The organism is Arthrobacter rhamnosi (assembly GCF_054510975.1).
Map to the genome: position 1 here is coordinate 1 of NZ_JBTNDN010000001.1, position 23,538 is coordinate 23,538.

The window sequence follows — 23,538 nt, forward strand, 5'->3', positions numbered from 1 at the left end:
AGTGTCCTCGGATATCCCGTGGGCAACGAGATCTGCGGCCTGCGCGACGGCGGCTGCTACCAGTCCTTCCAAAAGGGCGAGATCCTCTGGAGCTCCACGACCGGAGCCAGGATCACCGCGAACGGCCCCATCCGCACCACCTACCGGCAGAACGGTGCCGAACACGGAACCTTCGGCTACCCCACCAGCAACCAGACCTGCCCCACCAGCACCAAATGCACCCAGACCTTCCAACACGGAACACTCACCTGGACCCCCACCACAGGCGTCAAACGAACCTGACCCCACCACACCGGGCGGGCGGCGGCCCAGGAAGAGAAGACGGATATCATGAGATCGCACTCGTCCCCGGAGCCCGTGGACGATGATCTCGAATACTAGGAGAATGTTTGATCGACCAGGTTGCTGTAGCGGGGCCGCCGAGACGTGCGACGCCCGGCAGCCCGCAGCGCCGCGATATCCAGGCACTCCGCGCGCTGGCGGTGGGCCTCGTCGTCGCCAACCACCTCTGGCCCGGCCTGGTCGCCGGCGGTTATGTCGGTGTCGATGTCTTCTTCGTCATCTCGGGCTTCCTCATCACGAAGCACCTGCTCGGCGAGCTGGGCCGGTCGAACCGGATCAGGCTCGGCCACTTCTACGCCCGGCGGGCGAAGCGACTCCTGCCCGCCGCCCTGATCGTGGCGCTGCTGTCCCTCCTGCTCTCGGCGGTCTACCTGCCGGCGGACAGGCTGCTCGCCGTCGCACGGGAGACCGTCGCCGCCACCCTCTACGTGGAGAACTGGTCCCTCGCAGCCCAATCCGTGGACTACTCGGCCCAGAACAACCAGGCGTCGACGGTCCAGCACTACTGGTCGCTGTCCGTCGAGGAACAGTTCTACCTGATCTGGCCGCTGCTCCTCCTCGGCGTATTCCTGCTGGCGCGCCGGTTCCGTTCCCCGCGGACCGTCCTGCTGACCGCCCTCGCTGTCGTAGGCACCGCCTCGCTCGCGTTCGCGGTCTTCCTCACCTACACCAGCAGGAGCGAAGCCTATTTCGCGACGCCCACCCGGGTGTGGGAGTTTGCCGTCGGCGGCCTCATCGCAGCCGCAGCCGGAAGCTGGTTCGAGAACCCGCGATACCCGGGGCGCATCCGGCTCGCGGGCATGGCCCAGTGGGCAGGGCTCGGCCTCATCCTCGCGTCCGCGCTGATGTTCGACGCATCGACCTATTTCCCCGGTTATCTCGCGGCCGTTCCCGTGGTGGGAACGGCACTCGTCATCGCGTCGGGCCCCCAGTCCCCGCTCTGGTCGCCCAACACCCTGCTGGGTGTCGCTGCGGTCCAGACGCTCGGGAACATCTCCTACTCCCTCTATCTCTGGCACTGGCCGGTCATCATCCTGCTGCCCTTCATCATCGACCGTCCGCCCGGCAGCCTCGACCTCCTCGGGGCGCTCCTGCTGTCCCTGGTTCTCGCCGGCCTGACGAAGAAGTACGTCGAGGACCCGGGCAGGTCACGCCTCCTGCCCGACGCGTCGCCCCGGAGGATCCTCGGCATGACGTTCGCGGCGTCCATGACGGTCACGGTGCTCTGCGCGGCGTCGATCGTCGCCGCGACCTTCGCCCAGGCGGCGGAGGCAGAGCGGCTCGATGCCCTGTCCGGGGGTGGATGCTTCGGCGCGAAGAGCCTTTCCTCCACCGTGTGCCAAAATCCTTTCGGACCACCGGAGGTAACCAATGTCGGCGCAGGAGAAGCGCCCTGGTTCGATGACGAGGCGTGCGGCCCCCACCCCGATCCCATCGTCGTCGGCGACGAGAAGCTCCTGACGCTGTGCGACTTCTCGGAAGACGGGGAGGACCGGACGACCGTCTGGCTGATCGGTGATTCCCACGCCGAGCAGTGGAAGGCGGCGATCCTGCCCCTCGCCCGCGAGAACAACTGGACGGTCACCATCAGCCTTCTCGGCGGATGCCCGTACGTCGACGTGAAGCGCTCCGCCTTCATGGGAGCCGAGACCACCGAGAGCAAGGTGCAGCGCAGGTGCCTGGAGTGGAGCGCTGCCGTATCGGAGCGCGTCCTCGCAGCGTCGCCCGATCTCGTGTTCCTCTCCTCCTTCTCGGTCGGGGAGGAGATCGACGATGGAACCGGCCGCTCGCAGGGTGAACAGTATCGGGACGCGTTCTCGGATCGCATAGGCCCCTGGGCCGCGCAGGATACCGCGGTCTACGTGATCAGGGACACGCCCCTGACGCTCGAGCGGTCTACACCGGAATGCCTCGCCCGCAATGAAGACTTCCCGCTCGACTGCGCCAACGACAAGGAGCGGGCCCTGCCCGCCGACCCGGCCGCAGAGGCAGCCTCCATGCTCGAGCAGCCGAACATCCGCGTCCTCGATCTTTCCGATCGATTCTGTCCGGACGACAGGTGCTACGCCGCCATCGGGGGCCTGCACGTCTACTTCGACAAGGATCACGTGGCCCGGAGCTACGTCCGCTCACTGATCCCGGAATTCGCGAAGCGGTTCAAAGCCGCAGCGTCCTGAACCGTCGGGTGACCCGGCGGCGTCAGGAATTCGACGGCGCGGGGTTCAGGTTCCGCCGGGACCGGAGGATCAACAACAGACCCGCCAGGATTGCGCCGACGACCGCCACTTCGATGATGCCGGCGGTGAAGCTGAGCGGGACCAGCCCGAGCAAAAGCACTACGACGACCTGAAGCGCCATTCCTCCGAGGAAGAGCGGGAGGGGCACGCTCCGGCCCGGTCTCGTCCTGAAGACGACCGCATACGTCAGCAGCCCCAGGCACACGAACCCCAGCACCTGCACCATCGCCACCACCGCGACCGCGGACTGCGATGCGGGCCACAGGGCGAGCAGTGCGACGACCACCAGGATCGTGGGCGTCACGAAGGCGAGGCGCCTCGTCCCGTTGGCGATGTACAGGAGGTTCGAGGTCACGAGGAACAGCGCGTACCCGGTGGAAACCAGCGGGAGGGTGACGGCGATCGGCCACACGATGTCCGGCTCGGTCGAGAGGATCGACGATCCCACGGCTGCGCCGGATGAAGCGAGGAGTCCGACCGCCACCGACCAGGCCACCGCCTCGATGGAAACACGTCGGGTTACTGGAACCAGTCCCCCGCCCCCCGCCGACATCATCCGCGTGGACCAGGCGTTGTTCAGCGCGTTCAGGATCGTGATCGGGCCGAGCGCGAAGATCAGGACAGCTCCGAACCGACCCGCGTCCTCGATCGTGGCGGCAAAGGCCAGGATCAGCACGGATCCCTGGGTGAGCAGCATGAGTGCTCCCGTGTGGGGCAGCAGCGGCACGGCGATGTGGACCGACTCTCGGCTCGATCCGGCGACTCTCCACGGAAGGCGCGGCCTAGCGAGGACGAGTGCCACAGCACCGGTGGCAACGACTGCCAGGGTGTAGGCGCCCATGTAGACCCCCGCGGTGGGCGCGATCAGGATCAGGCCTGCGAGACCCAGGAGATTCGCCAGGACGGAGGAACCGATACTCAGCAGCACGAAACGCCCGGGCTTGTTCTGTGCCCTGAGGATGGCCTGGGCGCCCAGCACCGAGCCGAGCACGCCGACACTGACCACCGAGAGTACCGTGCTCAGAGCCACGCCGCTCCCACCTGAGGCACCGATGGTGAGGAGGCAGAGGACGGCGACGGCGACGGCGGCCAGGGTCGCGGACGCGATGACCATGAACCCGTACATCGCCCGGGAGCGGTCCTGTCCCCGCTCCGGCGCGAACCAGACGTTCGTGATCGCCAGCGGAAGGCCCGCGGAGATGAGGACCACCAGGACCTGAATCGTCACGACGGACGTGGAGACGAGTCCCCACTGCCGGTCGTCGAGGATTCGAATGGCGAAGGGCTGGATCAGCAGGAGCCCCAGCCCTTGGAGCAGCGAGCCGAGGAGGTACCACATGCCAGAGACGGTCGGGCGCGCCTTCACAGGCTGCTGTGGTGCGGACCCGCTCGACATCGCTATTTGGTGAGAGCGTGAGCGGTCAGCCTGCGCATCCCGGCCCACATCCGTCGCCGAGCCACCTGGGGAAGGAGGGTGAGGGCGTGGAGTCGTGACGACGCATGGCGGCCGGCGGCCGTCGCGGCCCGTTCCCAGCCGAGTCGTCGGAAATCCTGTACGCACTCGTCGAAGAACGCTCGTTCCTCGGCGAACCGTCGGCCGTCGAGGGCGCGGACGGAGGAATCGGACTCGCGATGGCGCCTGTACTGGAAGCAGGTCTCGGCCAGGACGAGCATCTTCCCGCCCGACATGATGATGTCGGTCGCGAGAGCGAGGTCCTGGACGACGTCGTACTGTTCCCGGAAGCTGTGGCGTGTGATGGCCTCGGATCGCCAGGCGAGGGACGGGAAGTAGAGCCAGTCTCCCGTGAGAAGACTCGCTGCGAGCGGTTCCCCTTCGACGACGGCGCTTGCGCTCTCCCCGACGAGGCGGCGGCGGAGGTAGGTCTTCACGCGGTCGCCTACCGGCTGGTAGACAGTCCCGTTTTCGTCGATAACCTCGACGCCGGGCTGGATGATGTCCACCGGCTGCCGCAAGAAGCCCTGGTGGATCACGGAGAGATAGTTGGGCAGCATGAGGTCGTCGGCGCCCATGATCACGACGTACTCGTGCTGGATGAGGGACAGGCACTTCCGGTAGTTCGCGTTCGCACCGAGGTTGACCTCGTTTCGAAAGTACCGCACGCGGTCGTCGGAGTCTGTCAGCTGCTTGAAGTACGCCGGCAGGGAATCATCGGGGAAGCCATCGTCCACGATGGTCAGCACGAAGTCCCGGTGCTCCTGATCGAGGACGGACTGCACGGCCGCCTTCATCATCGCCACATCCCCGTAGTAGGGGAACATCACGTCTATAGTCATCAATCTTTCCTCTGCTGGTCTAAGTTCATCGGGTTGTCGGTCCCGCGAGAAATATGGGTGCCTGCCGAGCCGCCCAACCGCTCGACCGCCGCTCGGAGGATCGAGACCTCTTCCGCGAGGATGCGGGTCTCGTCCTCAAGGATCGTCAGCTCGCGGGAGACGTGCAGGCACACTCCCACGAGAAGGAGGATGGACAATGCGAAGAGCAGGTTGGAGGGCACGATCACACCGACCGCATCCGCGGCGAATTCCAGAAGGCTGGGGAACAGCGCCAGGACGATCGTCAGGCTGCCGATGACGAGCCAGAGGATCGCGTACTTCTCGCGGAGTTTCCCGTTGCGCAGCATCACCAGGACGACTGCGACGATGAGGATCGAGGAGAACAGTGAGAAAGCCACGCTCATGCTGGTACGGGTCCTTCTCCTGCTATGTCCCCTGTCGAGGGAGCGTGTTGGTCACGCGGAGTTCTCCTCCGGGCGAGGGCGAAGCACAGGACCAAGCCTGACCGCGCCAGGTAGATTGCCGCTTTCCACGGACTCTGGCTCGGGGTGCCGGCTTGACGAACTCTCATCTCCACGGGCACTTGAGTCACAGTACAGCCTGACTTCAGCGCGACGACGAGCGAGTCGATGGTGTCCCCGAGGTACTCCGCCGGAAAATGCTCGATGTACTGGTGCAGGCCCCGCTGGTTCACAGCTCGGAATCCTGAGGTGACGTCGGTCAGCTTGGTGCCGGCGACCCGGGAGATGACCATGGCCAGCAGGGACATCGCCCACCGGCGTGGTCCCTTCGCCTGGTACTCGCCCTTACCCGCGAACCTCGCCCCGATCGAGATATCGGCACTCTGGAGACCCTGCAGGACCTTCGAGATGTCCTCCGGCATGTGCTGCCCGTCGGAATCGACCTGGATCACGCCCGAGTAACCATGGCGCAGCGCGTACTTGAAACCGGTTCGCATCGCACCGCCGACTCCGAGGTTGAACGGCAGCCTGAGGACGACGGCGCCAGCTTGTTCTGCGATCCTCGCCGTGTCGTCCCGTGACCCATCGTCGACCACGAGAATGTCCATGTCGGGTTCGACCCGCTTGATGTCCCTGATGGTGTCGCCAATCGCCTCTGCTTCATTCCAGGCAGGCATGACGATCAGGATGCCGGAAGGCGGTCTCTTACCCATGGTGTGCAATCATAGCAAGAGGCGTCGTGCCCTCGGTGCTGAGCCCTTGAGAGCCGCCGACCGAGGTTTGGCACACCTCAAGCAGGCCCCCGGACGTCCTAGCTCCGGGAGGTTCACGGAGGGTATCCATTTTCTCGTAGGGCCAGCACTGTGCCCGCGGAGCGGTGCCCTGAGGATTACGACGAGGAGAATGACCATATGAGCTGGTGGGCTACAGCCCCTGCTTTTGCTAGCGCGGTACTTGTGTTCTTCGGGCCGGGGCTTATCGTCCTCGCCGCCGCCGGCGTCAGGAGGATCGGCCTCGTCGCCCTCGCAGCCCCGATCTCGATGTCGATCGGTTCCTGTTTAGCAGTGGTGCTTCCGTACCTCGGGGTGCCGTTCAACCCGGCGACCTACATCGCCTTCTCACTGTGTCTTGCCGCGGTGGTCCTGCTCGTGCGCCGACTGCTCCTGAGGAACGAGTCCGCCGGCGTCCGTTTCGTCCGGCGTACCGGCGGCGTGGCGCTCATCGACAACCGTCCCCTGGATGGCGGTGGACTTCCCGTCTGGATCACGAGGCTACTGGTGCCCGTCGCCGTCGCCTTCCCCGGGATCATCATTGGCTCCCGTTACATCACGGGCTTCGGCTCTCCCGAGAACTTCTCGCAGACCTTCGACAATGTCTACCACCTCAACGCGATCAAGCACATCGCTCAGACGCAGAACGGGTCCGCTCTGAGCCTGGGGAATCTGACGGAGGGATCTCAGGCCTTCTACCCGGCCGCCATGCACGACCTCATGGCCCTCGTCGTCATGATGACAGGGACATCGGTCCCGGTCGCCGTCAACGTAGGCACCATCCTGCTGGGTGCAGTGGTGTGGCCACTCTCCTGCATGTTCCTGATCAGCAGGGTCATCGGCCATCGGGCCATCCCCCTGCTCGCTGCCGGCGTCCTGTGCGCGGGTATGAGCGGTTTCCCCTACCTGATGGTCGCGTTCGGGGTTCTCTATCCGAACCACGCCGCCATCGCCTTGCTTCCGGCCGCCCTGGGCCTGGTCGTCGAAGCCCTAGGAATGACCCCGGAGCGCCGTCGCCCGCTCTCCATCCCGGCAGGGCTCCTCGCCGCCGCCGTGGTGCCCGGGCTCGCCCTCGCTCATCCCAGCACGATGATCGCGCTGCTGGCGTTCGCCGGTCCCGTGGTCGCGGGAAGGGCTGTGAACGAGTTCAGGTCACGCCACGCGGAGGATGAGCACGCACGCCCCTTCGCCTGGGGCATCTTCTTCCTCCTCTACGCGGGCTTCACGCTCGTCGCCTGGTTGAAGGTCCGGCCTTCGCTGGCCTTCGCCCCGTGGACCCCCTTCCAGACCAACGCCCGAGCCATCGGTGAGATACTCGGGAGCGCGCCGATGGGTGCCACCACGGCCTGGGTGCTGCTGATCCTGACCGTCGCCGGAATCTATGTCGCGGCGCGGCAGTACAGGGACCTGTGGTGGGTCCTCATGATGTTCGTGATCGGCGGCGTACTGTATATGGTCGTCTCGAGCTGGAACCTGGGATGGTTCCGCACCTTCCTGACCGGGGTCTGGTACAACGACAGCTTTCGCCTCGCGGCCCTCCTCCCCGTCGTCACCCTTCCCCTGATCGTCCTCGGTGCCGAATGGTTGACCGGTCGGCTGCGGCTGCTCGGCCAGCAGTTGTCGCACGCGGGCGGCGGCATCGGTCCGGAGGGGCGCTTGCCGGCGGCCCGACGGGCACGCGAGGCGTTCTCCCGGATCACCAGCAGCCCGGTCACCGCGGCTGCCCTCGTCCTCCTGCTCGGGGTCGGGACACAGGGAGGAACTCTGGCCGGGGTCCAGATCCGCATGGAGGAGGTCTTCGCGCTCGAGGAGGAATCTCCACTGCTGAACACGGATGAACTCGCGCTCCTGGAGCGCGTACCCGACCTCGTCCCGGCCGGGGACGTGATCGTCGGTAACCCGCGGACCGGTGCATCGCTCGTCTATGCCCTCGCCGATCGACGGACCATCGCACCCCACATCTTCGGTGATCGCACGGACACCGAACAGCTGCTCCTCGACCACTGGGATGAGGCAGGGTACAACCCCTCCGTCTGCAAGGCCATCACGGATGAACGGGCGTTCTGGGCCCTCGACTTCGGCGACAGGGAGATCGTCCCCGGCGACGAACCGTACATCGGCCTGCGAGCCCTGGCAGATACGAGCGCTCCCGGAATCTCACTCGTAGCAGACGAAGGCGACGCCCGCCTCTATCACGTGGACGTGTGCGGAGGGACCTGAGCCCTGCGAACACGGCGCCCGCACAACGCGGCGCAGGACGAGGCGCGATCCATGCCGCGGGGACAGGCGCCGTCGGAGAGCCTGCGGGATCGACCTACCGCCGAGCGTTGAACGCTGCCTCTGCAACAACCGGAATGAAGTTGCGCGCCAGCCACTCGATACTGAGGGGTGACACCATGATCATCGCGGCACCCATTTCGTCCTTCGGGGCAATGACTACCTGAATGGCCGGATCGAGCTCGCGGGTCAACTCGTCGGCGATCTCCTGGGACCGCTGTCGCTCCGCGACAAGGATCAGGATCTCTGCCCGCAATTTCTCTGCGCGGGCGCGGGGCCAGCGGAGCTGACCGACCCGACCGAAGACGTCGTCGTCCACCTCGCCGGCGTCCTCGATATCGGCTGGTAGCGAGGCGGGAGTCAACCCGAATTCGTCGAGCAGGTTCACAGGGGCGGATGCAGCACCGTAGACGGCGAGATCGGCACCTGCGACCGGAAAGGCCTCCACGACGAGGAAGGAGGTTCTCGGCAGGTCAGGGTAATCGGACACCGCCGCCGGTACCTTCTCCTCCGTGTCGCGGACGAGCTCGGCCCCGTCGCTGACACGTCCCAGGGCCCGCGCGACCACCTCGACCGTCTCGCGCCAGGCGGGCTTCCCTGCAGTACTGCCGTGGACGACTGGGGCGATCTCGGAGAGCTGATCGTACTGGGCTCTGGTGATATCGGCTCCGAGGGTGAGGATCAGGTCGGGTTCGAGGTCTTCGATCGCCGTGAGGGCACGGTCGAGTTCGTCGGGATAAAGGACCGGCATCAGGGTTTCCTCGGCCGTCCGCCGCAGGTTGTACCAGGGCGTGGCATTCGAACCCGGCATGCCGACCGGTGCGATGCCGAGGGCGATGCATACATCTGCAGCGGCGACACCGAAGGTCGCGATGCGCAGAGGCTGCTCGTCGACGGTGGTCACCCCGAAATGGTGGGAGATCTCGACCGGGAAGGCACCCGCGTCACTCGCTGGTTCCTCGCGGCCTCCGGTGCATGCACTCGCGATGAAGGGCAACCCCAGCATGCCTAGAATGACGGTTCGGCGGGTCGTCGCCGGAAATGCCCCAGGGGCACTCTTGTCTCTCAAAATTCTTCCTCTCGTGAATCTTGGCATTCCCGGCATTTCCCGAACTGCCCGATGACGCATGTCGCCCGATGGGGAGGTACGCCCTAGCGGTCCCTCGCGCGGTGTCGCAGCTCAGCAACGACGGAGGACACCTCGCCGTCCTTCACGAGCCGGCCGTTCTCAAGAAGGATTCCGCGTTCACAGACACTCGACACCAGTTCGAGGTCGTGGCTCACGACGATCAGGGTCTTCCCAGCTGCCGACAGCTCCCGGATCTTCGCCAGGCACTTCCTCTGGAAGGGTTCGTCCCCGACGGCGAGGATCTCGTCGACCAGGAAGATGTCCGGATCGGTATGGACGGCTATCGAGAACGCGAGCCGGAGGTACATGCCGGACGAGTAGAACTTGACCTCGGTGTCGATGAACTCGCCGATCTCGGCGAACTCGACGATGGAATCGAACCGTTCCTCGATGTCCCGTTGCGACATACCGAGGATGGCACCGTTGAGGTACACGTTCTCACGCCCGCTCAGATCGTGGTGGAAGCCCGCGCCCACCTCGATGAGCCCTGCAAGGTGGCCTCTCGTGCGAATGCTCCCGGAATCCGGCTGCAGCACACCGGAGATCAGTTTGAGAAGGGTCGACTTGCCCGACCCGTTGAGCCCCAGCAGCGCGACCGTCTCGCCGCTCTGCACCGTGAAACTGACGTCGTCGAGCGCATTGAACTTCTGTATCAGATCCCCGTGCCGACCGCGGACGAACCAGACGAAGGCCTCCTTCAGCGAACGGGTGTGCCGCAGGACGAACCGCTTCTGCAGTCCGGTAGCAACGATCGCATCAGTAGGCATCCTCATAGCTCCTGCGCGAAGTTGCTCGACAGACGACGGAAGACGAATTGGCCGACAAGGAGGATCATCACCGACACGAACGCGGCTACGGGTACCCAGACGGCGAGGAGGTCGGGCATCAGCGCCGCGCCGGCCGTCGCAGTATCCAGGGTGGGGATCCAGAACCCGAAATGAAACAGTTCGACCGCCACGGTCATGGGGTTCACCTGGTAGAGGAAGAACCATGGTCCCAGAGCGTCGCGGACCAGATTCCAGCTGTAGAGGACCGGGGAAGCCCAGGTGACGACCATGAGGATCATGTCGACGAGATTCTCGGCATCACGGAAGTAGACGTTCATGGCTCCGAACAACAACCCGAGTCCGGTGGCGAGACAGGCGACGATGAGGAAGCCGACGAGCACCAGGAACAACTGAAGGACGCCAGGCCGCCAACCGACGGCCAGGCACGCGCCTCCGAGGACGAGCACCTGCGGAAAGAAATGGACGGCCGACACCCACACGGCCGACGTCGGGAACAACTCGCGAGGGAGGTAGATCTTCTTGATGAGGTCCCGGTTCTCGACGATCGACCGGGTCGCGTTGCCGAACGCCTCCGTAAAGAAGTTGATGAGCACGATCCCCGAGAAGAGGTACACGGCGTAATTTTCCGTGGTCCCCTGCAGGTTGAGGAAAATACCCAGTGCGACGTAGTAGACGGAGAATTGCAGGAGGGGTTTAAGGTACGACCAGAGGAGCCCGAGCACCGACCCCCGGTAGCGGACGTGAATCTCCTTCCGGACCAGCAGACGGAGCAGGAAACGGTTCCTGACGACTGCGCCGAGCCCCCCACCAGCACCGGGTGTCTGCATGGCGCCCGACGGACCCGCTGCGAATCCTTGCAAGCCGTTGCTCAATCTGCCGTGTCTCCCTCGATCTCCTTCGAGAACCGCCGAAACGTCTCGTTCCATGTCTGTCGGCTGGTGAACTCGGGCAGCGCCTTCCTGTACTGTCCCCGCAGTTGGGACCAGTTCCTCACCAGCGTCCAGTGCCGGGAGACCGTCTTGCCGAGAAGGGAGAAGAACAGCTTCCGGTCACGCCTGTACCAGGAGGCCCCCGTTCCGTCCGAAGCGGTGACGAGGGCGGAGTCGAACCGCGTGAGTCGCCACCACCGCGCGTCCATCGCGGGCACCTCGACCGTCGGACGATCCACCGCATCGGCAGGTACCCGGCGCAGTTGGGAGGCTATGGCGAAGGCTGCACGTACGAGTGACTCAAGAACCGTCGCGGGCTCCTGGATGTTCTGGTGGCTGTTCCGTTCCCGGACCTCCGGAAAGTCCGAGATGTTCGGCAACACACGGGCATCCGTGAAATCGCGACGGGTCGTCCTGACCCACTGCAGGCGCTCCCCCAACGTAACGTGGAGATGCTGCGGCCCGTCCAGGACATCATCGAGGGCTTTGACGCGGACCGCGACAGCGGAATACTGCATGGACAGGAGGTGCCGCACATCGAGCGCGAGGCTCTCGAAAGGCATCCGACCTCCGCGATCGAAGGGGGAATGGCTGAGCGCCGCGACCCATCGGTTGCGCTGGTGGTAATACGCCTGCCAGTCGATCGTGTCGTCCTTCTCCGTCCAGGGCATGTGCCACACGGCGGCTCCGGGAAGGGTCACTGTGGAGAACCCCGCGTTCTGTGCGCGCACCCCGTACTCCGCGTCGTCCCATTTGATGAAGACGGGCAGCGCGAGCCCGATCTCCCGCACTATCTGCAACGGGATGAGGCACATCCACCAACCGTTGTAGTCGACGTCCACCCGTCGATGCATCCACGGCGTCATCCTGAGGTTGCGCTCGGAGAAGTCGTGACCCTCGAGACTCTTCGCCGCAGGTCCCCAGAAGAACCGACGGCGGTCCACCTGTTCACCGTAGGTATGGAGCACGGCACGCTCGTAGAGATTGAACATGTGGCCACCGACGATGGTGGGATCGGTGGTGAAGTTCGCGAAATTTAGCGCACGGAGGATGCCCTCGGTCTCAATGCTCACATCGTCGTCGAGCAGAAGCACGTAGGCGCTGTCATCGGCTCGCAGAGCTTCCTCCATACCCCGCGCGAAACCTCCCGACCCTCCCAGATTCGCTTGCTCGACCAGGCGGAAACGGTCTCCGAGCCTCGCCGCCGCCGCCGCGTAGCCGTTCTGGTTGACGACGAGGTCGTCCCCCTGGTCAACGATGATCAGGCGATCCAGGACAGCGAGCAGATCCGCATCATCCGCCAGCGTCGTCATGTGCCGTACTGCGTATTCGGGGCGGTTGAACGTGGTCACGGCGATCGAGAGCGACCCTTGGCTGCGTGCTGACGCGGCCGGCACGGACCAATCGGCCCGGGTCAGCAGGACCTCCTTGTCGTGCGAGACGAGGTCGAACCAATACCAGCCACCGTCGACGAACGCGGTCAGCGGCAGATCGAAGACCAGCTCGCCACTCCCCGTCGTCGTTGCGCTGTCGACCCTATTCGAGGTGCCCCGCGGGCTCGATCGGTACACGATGACGGATGCCTCCGAGCCGGTTTCGACTCCCACCTCGACGCGGAGCCGGACCGAGCGCACCGGGGTATGACGACGCCAGTAGCTGGCCGGGAAGGCATTGAAGTAGGTCCCGAGAGAGACCCGCTGGTGGGCCGGCAGCTTCAAGCTCGTCCGTCCGACGATGAAGTCCGACCGCTGGTGGCTCAGGACGGGGGACGTCGACGACGCCTTCGGCGCCCCTTGCCGGATGGCCCGACGCGACGGGTCGACGACGCGTCGTGCGGGGCTGAAGTCCACGTACAGGGGCAGAACATCGGTATCCCCCTCGACGGGGAGTACTACCTTGTGAACCACCTGGAAAGCGGTGCCGTCGGACCCTGTCCTGCTACCGCTGTCCTGAGTCGCTCCGATGGTCACGCGTCGACTCCGCCACTCTCGAATTTCTGTCCTCTGGTGAAGTGCGGCGTGACCTTGTTGTCGAACATGCTCAGCGCGGATCCGATGGCCATGTGCATGTCGAGGTACTTGTACGTCCCGAGTCGACCACCGAACAGAACCGACTTCTCACCCTTCGCGAGGTCGCGATATGCGAGGAGCTTGGCCCGGTCGTCGGACGTATTGATGGGGTAGTACGGCTCGTCGCCCTTCTCCGCGAAACGGGAGTACTCGCGCATGATGACCGTCGCCTCCTTCGTGTAGTCCCTTTCTGGGTGGAAGTGGCGGAATTCGTGAATGCGCGTGAAGACGGCATCCTCGTCGGGGTAGTTCATTACTGAGCAGCCCTGGAAGTCCTCGATCGGGAGTACTTCCTCCTCGAGGTCGATGGTGCGCCAGGACAGGTCGCCTTCGGCGAAGTCGAAGTATCGGTCGACGGGTCCGGTGTAGATGACCGGGATCTGACCGAGGGTCGTCGAGCGCGAGTACTCGTGGCCCTCGTCGAAGAAGTCCGTGTTGAGGCGGACGTCGATGTTGGGATGGTCCGCCATCCGCTCGATCCAGGCTGTGTAGCCGTTGACAGGCAGGCCCTCGTACTTGTCGTTGAAGTACCGGTTGTCGTAGTTGTAGCGCACCGGGAGGCGGGAGATGATCTCCGCCGGCAGGTCCTTGGGATCGGTCTGCCACTGCTTGCCCGTGTAGTACTTGATGAACGCCTCGTAGAGGGGCCGGCCGATGAGCTGGATGCCCTTGTCGTTCAGGTTCTGCGGGTCGGTCCCCGCCAGTTCCCCGGCCTGCTCCTGAATCAGTGCGCGCGCCTCGGCGGGTCCTAGCGCCGACCGGAAGAACTGGTTGATCGTGCCCAGGTTGATCGGCATAGGGTATACCTCGCCCTTGTGGCGGGTGTAGACCTTGTGCACGTAGTTCGTGAACTCGGTGAAGTTGTGGACGTAATCCCACACGCGCTCGTTCGACGTATGAAACAGGTGGGCGCCGTATCGGTGCACCTCGATGCCGGTACGGGCTTCGTTCTCACTGTAGGCGTTGCCACCGATATGGTGACGCCGGTCGAGCACGGCCACTTTGAGGCCGAGCTGGGTGGCAGCCCGTTCAGCTATGGTCAGGCCGAAAAAGCCCGATCCAACGACAACGAGGTCAACGTTCACAAATGCTCCTGAATTGGTGTGGACAACGGACATGCCCGCTTAAGGCTACCCGACGGCGGCCCTGGGCCTGCCAGCGGGGGGATGCGACGTGCGCGCGGGCGGAGACCGCCCTACAGCTGCACGACCGCGTCGAACCGCTGGATGAAGATCGGCACCAGGGATCGGAGGTACGTGGCGCTCACGTGGTTCTCGTCGATGTAGACGAGGACGTTGCCCACGACGGCCGGACAGTCCTCGGCCCTGCACAGGTAGTCGGTGAAATCGAGGAAGGCCACGTTCGGTGCCTGCGCGAGCAGTTCGCCGACCGGGGGCCGGTCAGTGAGGGTGGCGGCGCGGGCCGGGTTGCAGTCCGGACTGTCCACTCCCCGGGATTCGACGCAGAGGACCCGATCGGTCGCGAACCGCGGGTTGTCTCGGACGGCCACCACGCGGATGCCGTTGTCATCGAGCATCTTCGCGGTCGGCCCGAATCCTGCCGGGAGGATGTCCTGTGGGTCGTCCGCCCGGGCTACAGTCCCGACCGTGTAGACGAGGTCGGGCGACTGGTCCAGTACGTAGTCCGTGACGGCCGTGTTCCATCGCTCGCACTCGGCCGTCCGGCCCTCCGGACCCGCTCCGTACTTGCACCCGCCGAGGAGGACGAAGGTCAGCTTCCACCCCCGCTCCGCAGCCATCGCCGCCAACGGTACCGACCACTGCTGCGAGTGCGAGTCGCCCACCACGATGATGTCCAGCACGGGCTTGGACGGCGGCATGATGACGTTGCAGCTGCTCCGCAGCAGTTCATTGTCGGGTTCGTCGTCGCCCTCGCAGAGGCGATCGAGCTGGAAGTACTCCTTGTCCAGCTCAGTGGTCGCAGGGATGAGCGGGACACCCTGGGGGGCGGACAGACCGAGGAGCGGATCGAGCACCAGCGCGCCTGGATTGTTCGTGTCGGCGTGCGCCGCGATGTTCCGTGCCTGCTGCGTGATCACGTGCTGCCAAAGGGTCAGCGGGGCTGCGACGAGCGCCACACTGACGGCGAGGACGATGACGGCACGGCGACGACGCTGGTCGGCCCATGCCAATGCGCGCAGCGGACGCTCGACGAACCGCATCGTCAGGTATGCCAGGACCAGGGACACGCCGATCACCAGGAAACCGCCCAGCAGACCCGGCGCCGCCCTGTCCTGCCAGATCAGGGCCAGCACCAGGACGGGCCAGTGCCACAGGTAGAGGGCGTAGGACAGGTCTCCCACCTTGACCAGCGGTCTGGACGACAGGAGGCGGTCCACTCCAACGGCGCTGTCCGTCTGCCCGGCGGCGATCACCAGTGCGGCCGCGCCCACCGGCCACAGCGCGACGTAGCCCGGGAACTGGCCCTGTACGTCGAGGACGAAGCCGCCGCTGAGCATCGCCGCGACGCCTACCCATCCCGCGACGACCCGCACGAAGCGCGGCAGCCGGAGAAACGGCAGGGCCAGTGCCAGCAGCGTCCCGAAGGCGAACTCCCACAGACGCGCCCGCGTATCGAAATATGCGAAGGCCTGGTTGGTGTACGTCTCCCAGACCGAGAACGCCAGCGACCCCACGAAGAGCACGCCGAAGACGAGGAACACGACGCCCCGGAACTTCAACCGGAAGCGCCGCGCCACCACCGCGCTCGTGAGGAACAGGAGCGGCCAGAGGATGAACACCTGGCCCTGGACGGACAGCGACCAGAAGTGCTGCAGCGGGCTGGCCTGGCTGTGGTCACTGGCGTAGTAGTCGACGGCGTTGGAGGCGAGGACCCAGTTCTGGACGTAGAAGAGGGAAGCCCAGGACTGCTCGATGACGTCGGACCAGCGCGACTGCGGAACCAGCACAAAGCTGGCACCGAGTATCCCCAGGATCACGACGACGACGGCCGGCAGGAGGCGCTTGAACTGGTGCAGCCAGTGCCGCCCCAGGTCCAGGGGCCGCCCCGACTCCACTTTGCGGAGGAACGAGAGAGCCAGCAGGAAAGCCGAGATCAGCAGGAAGACATCCACGCCTCCGGATACCCGTCCGAACCAGACGTGGTAGGACACCACCATCAGGACAGCCAGGGCACGCAGTCCCTGGACCTCGGGCCGGAAGCTGCGATCAGCGCTCGTCCCGCCGCCACGGGGCGCGGCAGGACGGCTCGCTTCAAGGATTGCCATTGCAGGCTTTCAAAGTAGACACGAGGACCGATTGTACCGGCGGCATCCGGGTAAACCCGGCAAGCAGGGGGACGTCCCGGCGGGCGCCGTCCGGTGATGCAGCCGCTGGCGAGGTCCCTGTTATCCACACAGCCCGTGCGTCCCCGCGGCGCCATCCCCAGGCCCTCTAACCTCGGACGCAGCCATCTAACCTCGGATGCAGCCATCGTCCAGGAGGTCTCCGTGGAGTTGCACGTCACCCTCGCGAGCGGTCCCCCGGCGGCGTTTCCTCCCCGGGAGATCGTCGTCGACACGGACGCCCTTCCCACGGGCGCCGCCCTCGCCGGCCGCCTCGAAGCCGCCGGCTACCCCGGCCCGTTCGCCGTCGACGGCGTCCTGCTCACCACGCTGGTCCCGCACGTCGGTGCACTGGTGGACGGCGCCGTCATCGTCGCCGGCAGCCGCCCCGAGGCGGGCCCTCCTGCATACGTTCCCCCTCTGGTCTTCGTCGTCCATTCGGGCCCCGACGCCGGCCAGGTGATTCCGCTCACGCGGGGCAGCTACACCATCGGCCGTAGTGGAAGTGACATCGTGGTCTCCGACCCTGCGGTGTCCAGGAACCATGCCCTCCTCACGGTGACGGAGGACTCGATCGTCCTCGAGGACCTGGGCTCGGTGAACGGGACATCCGTCGACGGGGCGGGCATCACCCGTGCTCCCATCACGGTGGCGGCGCACCTTCGTCTCGGAGCGAGCCGGTGCCGGATCGAACTGATCGACGACGAGGGATGGACGGCCGTGTCCACCCCGGATCTCCTCGACCCGCTGCCCGTCGGTGCGGACCCGCCCCGGCAGCCGTCCCGCCTCCTGGTCCTGACGGCACTGTTGCCGCTCGTCCTCGGTGTCGTCCTGGCACTGACCACCGGCATGTGGTTCTTCCTCGCCTTCAGCGCCCTGTCCGCAGTCACGGGCCTGGTGCCCCTGCTGACGTATCGCCGGTCCGCCCGGACCTTCGGGGCCGCCGTGCAGCGTGCCGCGGAGCAGGACGCGGTACGGCGCGCACGGGCGGTTCCCGATCCCGGGCAGACAGCCCTCGACGCGCTCCGGGCCTGCCGGTCAGGACCCCGACGACCGACCGGAGCAGCCCCGGACGTGTTCCTGCTGCGGCTCGGGGCGGCTCACCAGCCGGCGCACCTCTCGGTCGGCAGGGACGAGGCATCCTTCATCCCGCCGATCCTCCCCGAGCTGCCGTTCGTCCTGCCCTGCACATGCCGCGCACAGGACACCGGCAGGCAGGATTTCACCATCGCCGGGGACACCGGGGCGGTGCAGGCGCTGGCCCGCGCTGTCCTGCTCCAACTGGCCCACCCCGAATCCGGCGCCCCACCCGTTCTCTGCTGGGGATCTGCAGCGGACCTTCCGCACTCCGCCCGGTTCCTTCCGAACGTGCGCCTCACCCGGGACGCCGGCGTGCTGGCCCAGTTCATCGGGCAGGCAGGCGTGCGCCTGGTGCTCCAGTTCTCCGGCGACCTCCCCCGCCTTCCGCATGCGCAGGGCCTGTTCGTCCTCCGTTTCACCGGCCGGCGGAGCAGCCCCCCGACCGCGTCGGGAAGCCGCCCTGCAGCCGGAGCGGACATGGCGGGAGCGGGCATGACCCTCACCGGGGGCCGTGCCCGCGCCCGGATCGACGGGCGGGAGTACGACGTCCTTCCCGATGGCGTGTCCGCCCGGACGTTCGAACGGGTAGCGCGCACCCTCGCCCGAGCAGCCGCGGGCGCCGTGCGGCCCGCTGCGCCCGGCGCCGCGGCGGGGAAGGTCGCCGTCCCACCGCGGTCCGCCTCCCTGTGGTCCCGCGAGGGAAGCCCTGATGAGCTGGCGACGACCGCTGCCGGCCGGTGGTCCTCGGCTGACGTCCGGCGCCCGAGGGCGTATCTCGGTGAATCAGGCTCCGGCCCGGTATCCATCGACCTCGTCCGGGACGGTCCGCACCTCCTGGTCGCCGGCACGACCGGTTCCGGGAAGTCGGAGTTCCTGAGGACGTTGGTGCTCGGACTCGCCCTCGACCAGGCTCCCGAGCACTTGGCGCTGCTCCTGATCGACTACAAGGGCGGGTCAGGCCTCGGCACCCTCGCGGCGCTGCCGCACTGCGTCGGCTGCCTGACCGATCTGTCGTCCGAGTCGACCGGACGTGCCCTGATCTCGCTCCGCGCGGAGCTCCGGCGCCGCGAGCAGTTGTGCGCCGAGCATGGCGCCGACGGACTGGCGGAGCTGCGCCGGGTGTCCCCGTCCTCGTGTCCGCCACGGCTGGTCGTCGTGATCGACGAATTCCGGATGCTGAGCGACGAGGTCCCGACCGCGGTCCCGGACCTCATGAAGATCGCCGCGCTCGGCAGGTCGCTCGGGGTCCATCTGGTGCTCGCCACCCAGCGGGCGCAGGGTGCGGTCACGCCGGACATTCGGGCCAACGTCACCTCGTCCGTGCTCCTGAGGGTCCAGACGGCCGGGGAGTCGCAGGACCTGCTCGGGTCCGCGGCGGCAGCGAACATCTCCGTCGATCTTCCGGGCAGGGCGTTCCTGCGCCGTGGAGCCGAGCCCCCGATCGCCTTCCAGGTGGCGTCGTGCTCGGTCCTGCCTGCACCGTCGGGTTCACCCGGATGGCAGGATCTTGCTGCCTATCTCGGAGGCGCCGGAAGCCATCAGACCGGTCCTCGACCCGCGGCCGATGATCCCGCTCCCCCGGTCGACGGCACCGGCGACGGCGCGGCCGGGCTCGGCAGCCGTGACGCCGCGGACCACAGCATCCTTCACCGGGCAGCCGGGAATCTCGCCGCTGCCGCACTCGAGCATGCCGGGACGCATGCCCGACCGGGCCCGCCAGGTCCCCGATCCCCCGTGTTGCCCGCCCTGCCCGCCACGCTCTCCCCCGCCGGGTGTTCCGCGTTCCTGCCTGCCGACCCGCCGTCACCGGCGACCTCTCCGCGTCCCGCCATCGCCCTCGGCGTCGCCGACTTCCCCGACCGCCAGGAGCAGCGTCTCCTGCAGTGGCGGCCCGGAGACCATTCGCACCTGGCGCTCGTCGGACTCCCCGGCAGTGGAGCGGACACGGCCCTCGGGTCGGCCGTAGCGTCCCTGCTGGCCGACCCGCACGTACACCTGTACCTGCTCGACGGGGACGGCACCCTGGCGGGCCATGCCCTCAGCCTCCAGGTCGGCGCCCACGTGCAGCCCTCCGAGACGAAGCGGGCCTGCCGGGTGCTTGAGCGGCTGTCGGCCCTGCCCGTGCTCCGACAGGACGACGCACCATCCATCGTCCTCGTGATCACCGGATGGGGACGTTGGAGCAGTCAGTTCCGCACCGGCAGGTTCGCCCGCGCGGAGGACGACCTGCACGCCGTCGTCCGGGACGGCGCCCAGAGCGGAGTGGCGGTACTCGTCGACGGCGACCGCGACCTCACCTCGTCGCGGTTCTTCGCCCTGCTGCCGAACCGCGTCTACCTGCCCCTCGGTGCACATGCGGAGATGACCATGACCTGGCCGAAGATGCCGCCGGTCGACGCCGTGGCAGGGCGGGGTTTCGCGCAGGGAAGGATCACGGGCAGCTGGGGTGACGGCGCCTGCCAACTGGTTCTGCAGTCCGAGACCATCCTGCTCCCGGCCCGCCCTCCCGCCAGGCCTCCGTTTCCGGTACACCCCCTTCCACTCTCCGTCCCCTTCGGACGGCTCGCTGCGCGCAGGGGGTACGGGGAGGAACGCGGCGGGCTGCTGCTGGGAGTGGCCGGCGACGACCTGAGCCCCTACTCCGTCAGCGTGCGGCCCGGCGAGGTCTACCTGGTGCTCGGACACGCGTCGTCGGGTCGCACCAACGCCCTCCGGGTCCTTGCGGCCGCGGCCGCGCTTCCTCCACGGCGTACAGTCCTGGCGCCCCCGGAGGGCGCCGGGCGGGAGGGGGTGGCGGCGTTCTGGCGGGACCTCACCGCGCGCCGCGCCGGTCCCACCCCGCCGGAGCGCTGCATCCTGGTGGTCGACGACGCCGACCACCTGCCCGGCGACGTCCAGCAGGCACTCTCGGGGTTCGTCGCCGCCGGTGCCGCCGCGGTGCTGTCCGCTCCACCGAACCATGCGCTGCTGGCCCGTGTGCCGCTCTCGCTCGTGGCCCGCGGGACGGGCCGCGGGTTCGTCCTGTCACCGAGATTGCCCGGGGACGGCGACTTCTTCGGGGTACGGCTCGACGTCGACGGGCCCTCGATCCCGGGACGGGGCTTCGCCTGCGATCCGGCGCACGTCGTCGAGGTCCAGGTGGCGCTTGCTCCGGGCGCCAATGCGGCGCGGCCGGACGGACCCTCCGGACCGGACGGACCTGCCGGACCTGCCGGACCTGCCGGACCTGCCGGACCTACAGCGTTCTATCGTTCCCGATCGTCCGCGCCGTGAAGTCGACGACGGGTTTTGTGAACAGGGCCACGATGACCGCGGCGGCGGGGACCAGCAGCAGGAGCCCGATGACCGGGTTGCCGGATGAGAAGTAGGGGAAGGCCAGGATGATCAGGAAGAGCTGGACGACGAGGGACGGCGATCGCGCCCACCGGAAGCCCGCCGCTAGTTTCCGAGCAAGGGCACCCAGGAACGCCGCGACCAGCAGCAGCAGGACCACCAGGAAGGCCGAGCGTCCGACCGAGACGGGGTCGGCTCCGAAGATCGCCACGACGGAACCTGCGGCGAGTACGACGAGTGCGACCGCCTCGAGTATCAGGACCGCGGCGATCAGGAGGACGCCGCGTGGTCGGTTCGAGGGATCCGGGGCTGGGTCTGTGGCCACCCTCGAACCCTACCCGACGGCTTCGGCAGGGTCGGCGCAGTGTAAGGGACGAGGCGGCTGTGACATACCCCTCACGCGTCGAGCCAATTAGAACGGTAAAACCCTTGTTTACGAGTTGGTAACGTGACAGCCTTAAATGCAGTGCAAACCCGGGGGCCGAAGTCGGCCCCTTTACTATGAGCCCCCTCGTGAATGTTTTCACAAACATCCGAGAAGCGAGGCTAGAGGAGAATGTGATCACCATGGATTGGCGTAGTCGCGCAGCCTGTCTGGACAAGGACCCGGAACTGTTCTTCCCGGTCGGTAACACCGGACCGGCACTTCTTCAGATCGAGGAGGCGAAGAGCGTCTGCCGCCGCTGTCAGGTACAGGACACCTGCCTGCAGTGGGCCATCGAATCCGGGCAGGATGCCGGAGTGTGGGGTGGACTGAGCGAGGACGAGCGCCGTGCGCTCAAGCGTCGGGCCGCAAGGGCGCGCCGCGCCTCATGATCGGCGCCGGGACGCACCCGGCGCAGCCAGGCAGTTGAATGGATGACGAAGGGCCGCCCTCCGGGCGGCCCTTCGTCGTTCCCGGGATGGACGCCCGCGGTCAGCTCCCCTGGTTGAGGCGCAGGTCCGTCTCGAGAGTGACGGAGGTACCGCCGCCGGGGCGGGTGCTCCATTCGATCGTCCCGCCCAGCTCACTGGTGACGAGGGTCCGGACGATCTGCAGGCCCAGTCCCTCCGCGTGCCCGCCGGCGGGCAGGCCCACGCCGTCGTCCTCGATCGTCACGCGGAGGATCTCCTCGCCGTCGGCCTCGGTCCTGCGGTTGGCCCTGAGCCAGACCGTTCCTGCCCGCCCGGACAGACCGTGTTCGACCGCATTCGTGACGAGTTCATTGATCACGAGGGCCAGCGGCGTCGCGAGATCGCTGGGGAGTTCCCCGAAATCGCCGCTGCGTTCGGTGCGTACCGCCTGGGACGGCGACGCGACTTCCGCGGACAGGCGGAACTGGCGGGAGATGAGCTCGTCGAAGTCCACGCTCTGCGCAAGACCCTGCGACAGCGTCTCGTGCACCAGGGCGATCGTCGACACGCGCCGCATGGCCTGTTCGAGGCCGAGCTTGCCCTCCTCGCTGACCATCCTGCGGGACTGCATCCGCAGCAGCGCCGCCACGGTCTGCAGGTTGTTCTTCACCCGGTGGTGGATCTCACGGATGGTCGCGTCCTTGGACACGAGCTCCATCTCCCGGCGCCGCAGCTCGGAGACGTCCCGGCACAGCACGAGTGCTCCGAAGCGCTCCTTCTCGTCCCGCAGCGGGATGGCGCGCAGCGACAGGCTGACGCCGCGGGAGCCGATCTCGGTGCGCCAGGGCATGCGTCCGGTCACGACCAGGGGAAGGGTCTCGTCGACCATCCGCCGATCCTTCAGGAGGGCCGTGGTGATCTCCGCGAGCGGCCGGCCCTCGAGGGTCTCGACGTCGCCCAGCCGGCGGAAGGCGGAGACGCCGTTCGGACTGGCGTACTGGACGATGCCGTCGACGTCGAGCCGGATCAGCCCGTCGCCCACGCGGGGGGCGCCGCGCCGCGACCCCGTGGGCGTCGCGAAATCGGGCCACAGTCCGAGGGTCCCCATCCGCAGCAGGTCGTAGGCGCACTGCCGGTACGTCAGCTCCAGGCGGGACGGCATCCTCGAACTGGACAGGTCCATGTGGGTCGTGACGACGGCGAGCGTCCGGCCGTTGCGCACCATCGGGACCGCCTCGACGCGCATCGCCATCTCCGTGGTCCAGTTCGTCTCGCCGGAGCGCTCGATCTTCTGCGACTCCCAGGCGAGATCGACGAGCGGCTGCAGGTCCGCGCGGATGCGCTCCCCCACGAAATCGCTGTGGAACACGGTGTGCGAGGTGGACGGCCGGGCGTGGGCGAGCGCCACATAGCCTCCTCCGTCGAGGGGGAACCAGAGCGCGAGGTCCGCGAACGCCAGGTCGGCCACCATCTGCCAGTCCCCCACCAGGAGGTGGAGCCACTCGGCATCGCCGGGCTCGAACCCTGTGTACTCGCGGATGGGGTCAGTGAAGATAGCCATGGAATCTCTCTATTGCTCGGGTGCTCGGGCCGATCCAGCGACGGGCTCCACGTCCGGCGGCCGACGACGGACCGGACCTGCGGGACGGGTGCCGCAGGTCCAGTCTGTCACTCCCGATCCCCTGGCGCT

At 66.9% G+C, this 23,538-nt stretch carries 17 protein-coding genes; 5 read left to right on the forward strand and 12 right to left on the reverse strand.

What is annotated here, in order from left to right; all coding sequences use genetic code 11:
* Together ACX80J_RS00005 and ACX80J_RS00010 are read left to right on the forward strand one after the other, a co-directional pair.
* The coding region (locus ACX80J_RS00005) for an LGFP repeat-containing protein (protein WP_459346387.1) at window positions 1-282 on the forward strand (282 nt) is incomplete at its 5' end.
* Window positions 283-389: 107 nt separating this feature from the next.
* The gene (locus ACX80J_RS00010) at window positions 390-2,519 is read left to right on the forward strand and encodes an acyltransferase family protein (RefSeq protein WP_459346388.1); all 2,130 of its coding nucleotides are present in this window, start codon (window positions 390-392) and stop codon (window positions 2,517-2,519) included.
* Between the two features lie 22 nt (window positions 2,520-2,541).
* On the opposite strand, the gene ACX80J_RS00015 is transcribed toward ACX80J_RS00010, so the two are convergent.
* Genes ACX80J_RS00015 through ACX80J_RS00030 form a run of 4 tightly spaced genes read right to left on the reverse strand, consistent with a single transcriptional unit; the run spans window position 2,542 to window position 6,048 of the window.
* Window positions 2,542-3,918, reverse strand: a complete 1,377-nt coding sequence (locus ACX80J_RS00015) for a polysaccharide biosynthesis protein (protein WP_459346389.1) — start codon at window positions 3,916-3,918, stop codon at window positions 2,542-2,544.
* A gap of 59 nt (window positions 3,919-3,977) precedes the next feature.
* Window positions 3,978-4,874, reverse strand: coding sequence for a glycosyltransferase family 2 protein (locus ACX80J_RS00020; RefSeq protein ID WP_459346390.1), 897 nt, complete (start codon window positions 4,872-4,874; stop codon window positions 3,978-3,980).
* The gene (locus ACX80J_RS00025) at window positions 4,874-5,278 is read right to left on the reverse strand and encodes a DUF2304 domain-containing protein (protein WP_459346391.1); all 405 of its coding nucleotides are present in this window, start codon (window positions 5,276-5,278) and stop codon (window positions 4,874-4,876) included. Before ACX80J_RS00025 ends, ACX80J_RS00020 begins: the two co-directional genes overlap by 1 nt.
* Window positions 5,275-6,048, reverse strand: a complete 774-nt coding sequence (locus tag ACX80J_RS00030; RefSeq protein WP_459346392.1) for a glycosyltransferase family 2 protein — start codon at window positions 6,046-6,048, stop codon at window positions 5,275-5,277. The genes ACX80J_RS00025 and ACX80J_RS00030 overlap by 4 nt, the downstream gene beginning before the upstream one ends.
* 243 nt (window positions 6,049-6,291) lie before the next feature.
* On the opposite strand from ACX80J_RS00030, the gene ACX80J_RS00035 reads away from it, so the two are divergent.
* Window positions 6,292-8,325, forward strand: coding sequence for a DUF6541 family protein (locus tag ACX80J_RS00035; RefSeq protein WP_459346393.1), 2,034 nt, complete (start codon window positions 6,292-6,294; stop codon window positions 8,323-8,325).
* A 94-nt stretch (window positions 8,326-8,419) separates the two neighbouring features.
* Here ACX80J_RS00035 and ACX80J_RS00040 read toward each other — a convergent pair whose 3' ends face one another.
* The 6 genes from ACX80J_RS00040 to ACX80J_RS00065 all read right to left on the reverse strand — a co-directional run bounded on the left by ACX80J_RS00040 (window position 8,420) and on the right by ACX80J_RS00065 (window position 16,544).
* Window positions 8,420-9,388, reverse strand: a complete 969-nt coding sequence (locus tag ACX80J_RS00040; RefSeq protein WP_459346394.1) for an ABC transporter substrate-binding protein — start codon at window positions 9,386-9,388, stop codon at window positions 8,420-8,422.
* Between the two features lie 146 nt (window positions 9,389-9,534).
* Complete coding sequence (locus tag ACX80J_RS00045) at window positions 9,535-10,278, reverse strand: ABC transporter ATP-binding protein (protein ID WP_459346395.1); 744 nt, start codon at window positions 10,276-10,278, stop codon at window positions 9,535-9,537.
* 2 nt (window positions 10,279-10,280) lie between these two features.
* Complete coding sequence (locus ACX80J_RS00050; protein ID WP_459346927.1) at window positions 10,281-11,126, reverse strand: ABC transporter permease; 846 nt, start codon at window positions 11,124-11,126, stop codon at window positions 10,281-10,283.
* A gap of 41 nt (window positions 11,127-11,167) precedes the next feature.
* A complete protein-coding gene (locus ACX80J_RS00055; RefSeq protein ID WP_459346396.1) occupies window positions 11,168-13,135 on the reverse strand; it encodes a glycosyltransferase in 1,968 nt (655 codons plus the stop codon).
* Between the two features lie 59 nt (window positions 13,136-13,194).
* Window positions 13,195-14,382, reverse strand: a complete 1,188-nt coding sequence (gene glf / locus ACX80J_RS00060) for a UDP-galactopyranose mutase (protein WP_459346397.1) — start codon at window positions 14,380-14,382, stop codon at window positions 13,195-13,197.
* Between the two features lie 110 nt (window positions 14,383-14,492).
* Complete coding sequence (locus ACX80J_RS00065) at window positions 14,493-16,544, reverse strand: acyltransferase family protein (RefSeq protein ID WP_459346398.1); 2,052 nt, start codon at window positions 16,542-16,544, stop codon at window positions 14,493-14,495.
* A 222-nt stretch (window positions 16,545-16,766) separates the two neighbouring features.
* Between ACX80J_RS00065 and ACX80J_RS00070 the strand changes: the two genes are divergently transcribed.
* Window positions 16,767-20,954: an FtsK/SpoIIIE domain-containing protein gene (locus tag ACX80J_RS00070; protein ID WP_459346399.1), complete on the forward strand. Its 4,188-nt coding sequence runs from the start codon at window positions 16,767-16,769 to the stop codon at window positions 20,952-20,954.
* Here the strand turns inward: ACX80J_RS00070 and ACX80J_RS00075 are convergent.
* Window positions 20,917-21,339: a hypothetical protein gene (locus ACX80J_RS00075; protein ID WP_459346400.1), complete on the reverse strand. Its 423-nt coding sequence runs from the start codon at window positions 21,337-21,339 to the stop codon at window positions 20,917-20,919. The two genes, ACX80J_RS00070 and ACX80J_RS00075, sit on opposite strands and share 38 nt — an antisense overlap.
* Before the next feature lie 242 nt (window positions 21,340-21,581).
* On the opposite strand from ACX80J_RS00075, the gene ACX80J_RS00080 reads away from it, so the two are divergent.
* Entirely contained in the window at window positions 21,582-21,830 is a 249-nt protein-coding gene (locus tag ACX80J_RS00080) for a WhiB family transcriptional regulator (RefSeq protein WP_055769355.1), read from the forward strand.
* Window positions 21,831-21,930: 100 nt separating this feature from the next.
* On the opposite strand, the gene ACX80J_RS00085 is transcribed toward ACX80J_RS00080, so the two are convergent.
* The gene (locus tag ACX80J_RS00085; protein WP_459346401.1) at window positions 21,931-23,409 is read right to left on the reverse strand and encodes a sensor histidine kinase; all 1,479 of its coding nucleotides are present in this window, start codon (window positions 23,407-23,409) and stop codon (window positions 21,931-21,933) included.
* Between the last annotated feature and the right edge of the window lie 129 nt (window positions 23,410-23,538).

Excerpts from the sequence above, each read along its gene's own strand:
- ACX80J_RS00015 (WP_459346389.1), bottom strand. The coding sequence starts at position 3,918 with ATGTGGTACCTCCTCGGCTCGCTGCTCCAAGGGCTGGGGCTCCTGCTG.
- ACX80J_RS00020 (WP_459346390.1), bottom strand. The coding sequence starts at position 4,874 with ATGACTATAGACGTGATGTTCCCCTACTACGGGGATGTGGCGATGATG.
- ACX80J_RS00025 (WP_459346391.1), bottom strand. The coding sequence starts at position 5,278 with ATGAGCGTGGCTTTCTCACTGTTCTCCTCGATCCTCATCGTCGCAGTC.
- ACX80J_RS00030 (WP_459346392.1), bottom strand. The coding sequence starts at position 6,048 with ATGGGTAAGAGACCGCCTTCCGGCATCCTGATCGTCATGCCTGCCTGG.
- ACX80J_RS00040 (WP_459346394.1), bottom strand. The coding sequence starts at position 9,388 with ATGCTGGGGTTGCCCTTCATCGCGAGTGCATGCACCGGAGGCCGCGAG.
- ACX80J_RS00045 (WP_459346395.1), bottom strand. The coding sequence starts at position 10,278 with ATGCCTACTGATGCGATCGTTGCTACCGGACTGCAGAAGCGGTTCGTC.
- ACX80J_RS00050 (WP_459346927.1), bottom strand. The coding sequence starts at position 11,126 with ATGCAGACACCCGGTGCTGGTGGGGGGCTCGGCGCAGTCGTCAGGAAC.
- ACX80J_RS00065 (WP_459346398.1), bottom strand. The coding sequence starts at position 16,544 with ATGGCAATCCTTGAAGCGAGCCGTCCTGCCGCGCCCCGTGGCGGCGGG.
- ACX80J_RS00080 (WP_055769355.1), top strand. The coding sequence starts at position 21,582 with ATGGATTGGCGTAGTCGCGCAGCCTGTCTGGACAAGGACCCGGAACTG.
- ACX80J_RS00085 (WP_459346401.1), bottom strand. The coding sequence starts at position 23,409 with ATGGCTATCTTCACTGACCCCATCCGCGAGTACACAGGGTTCGAGCCC.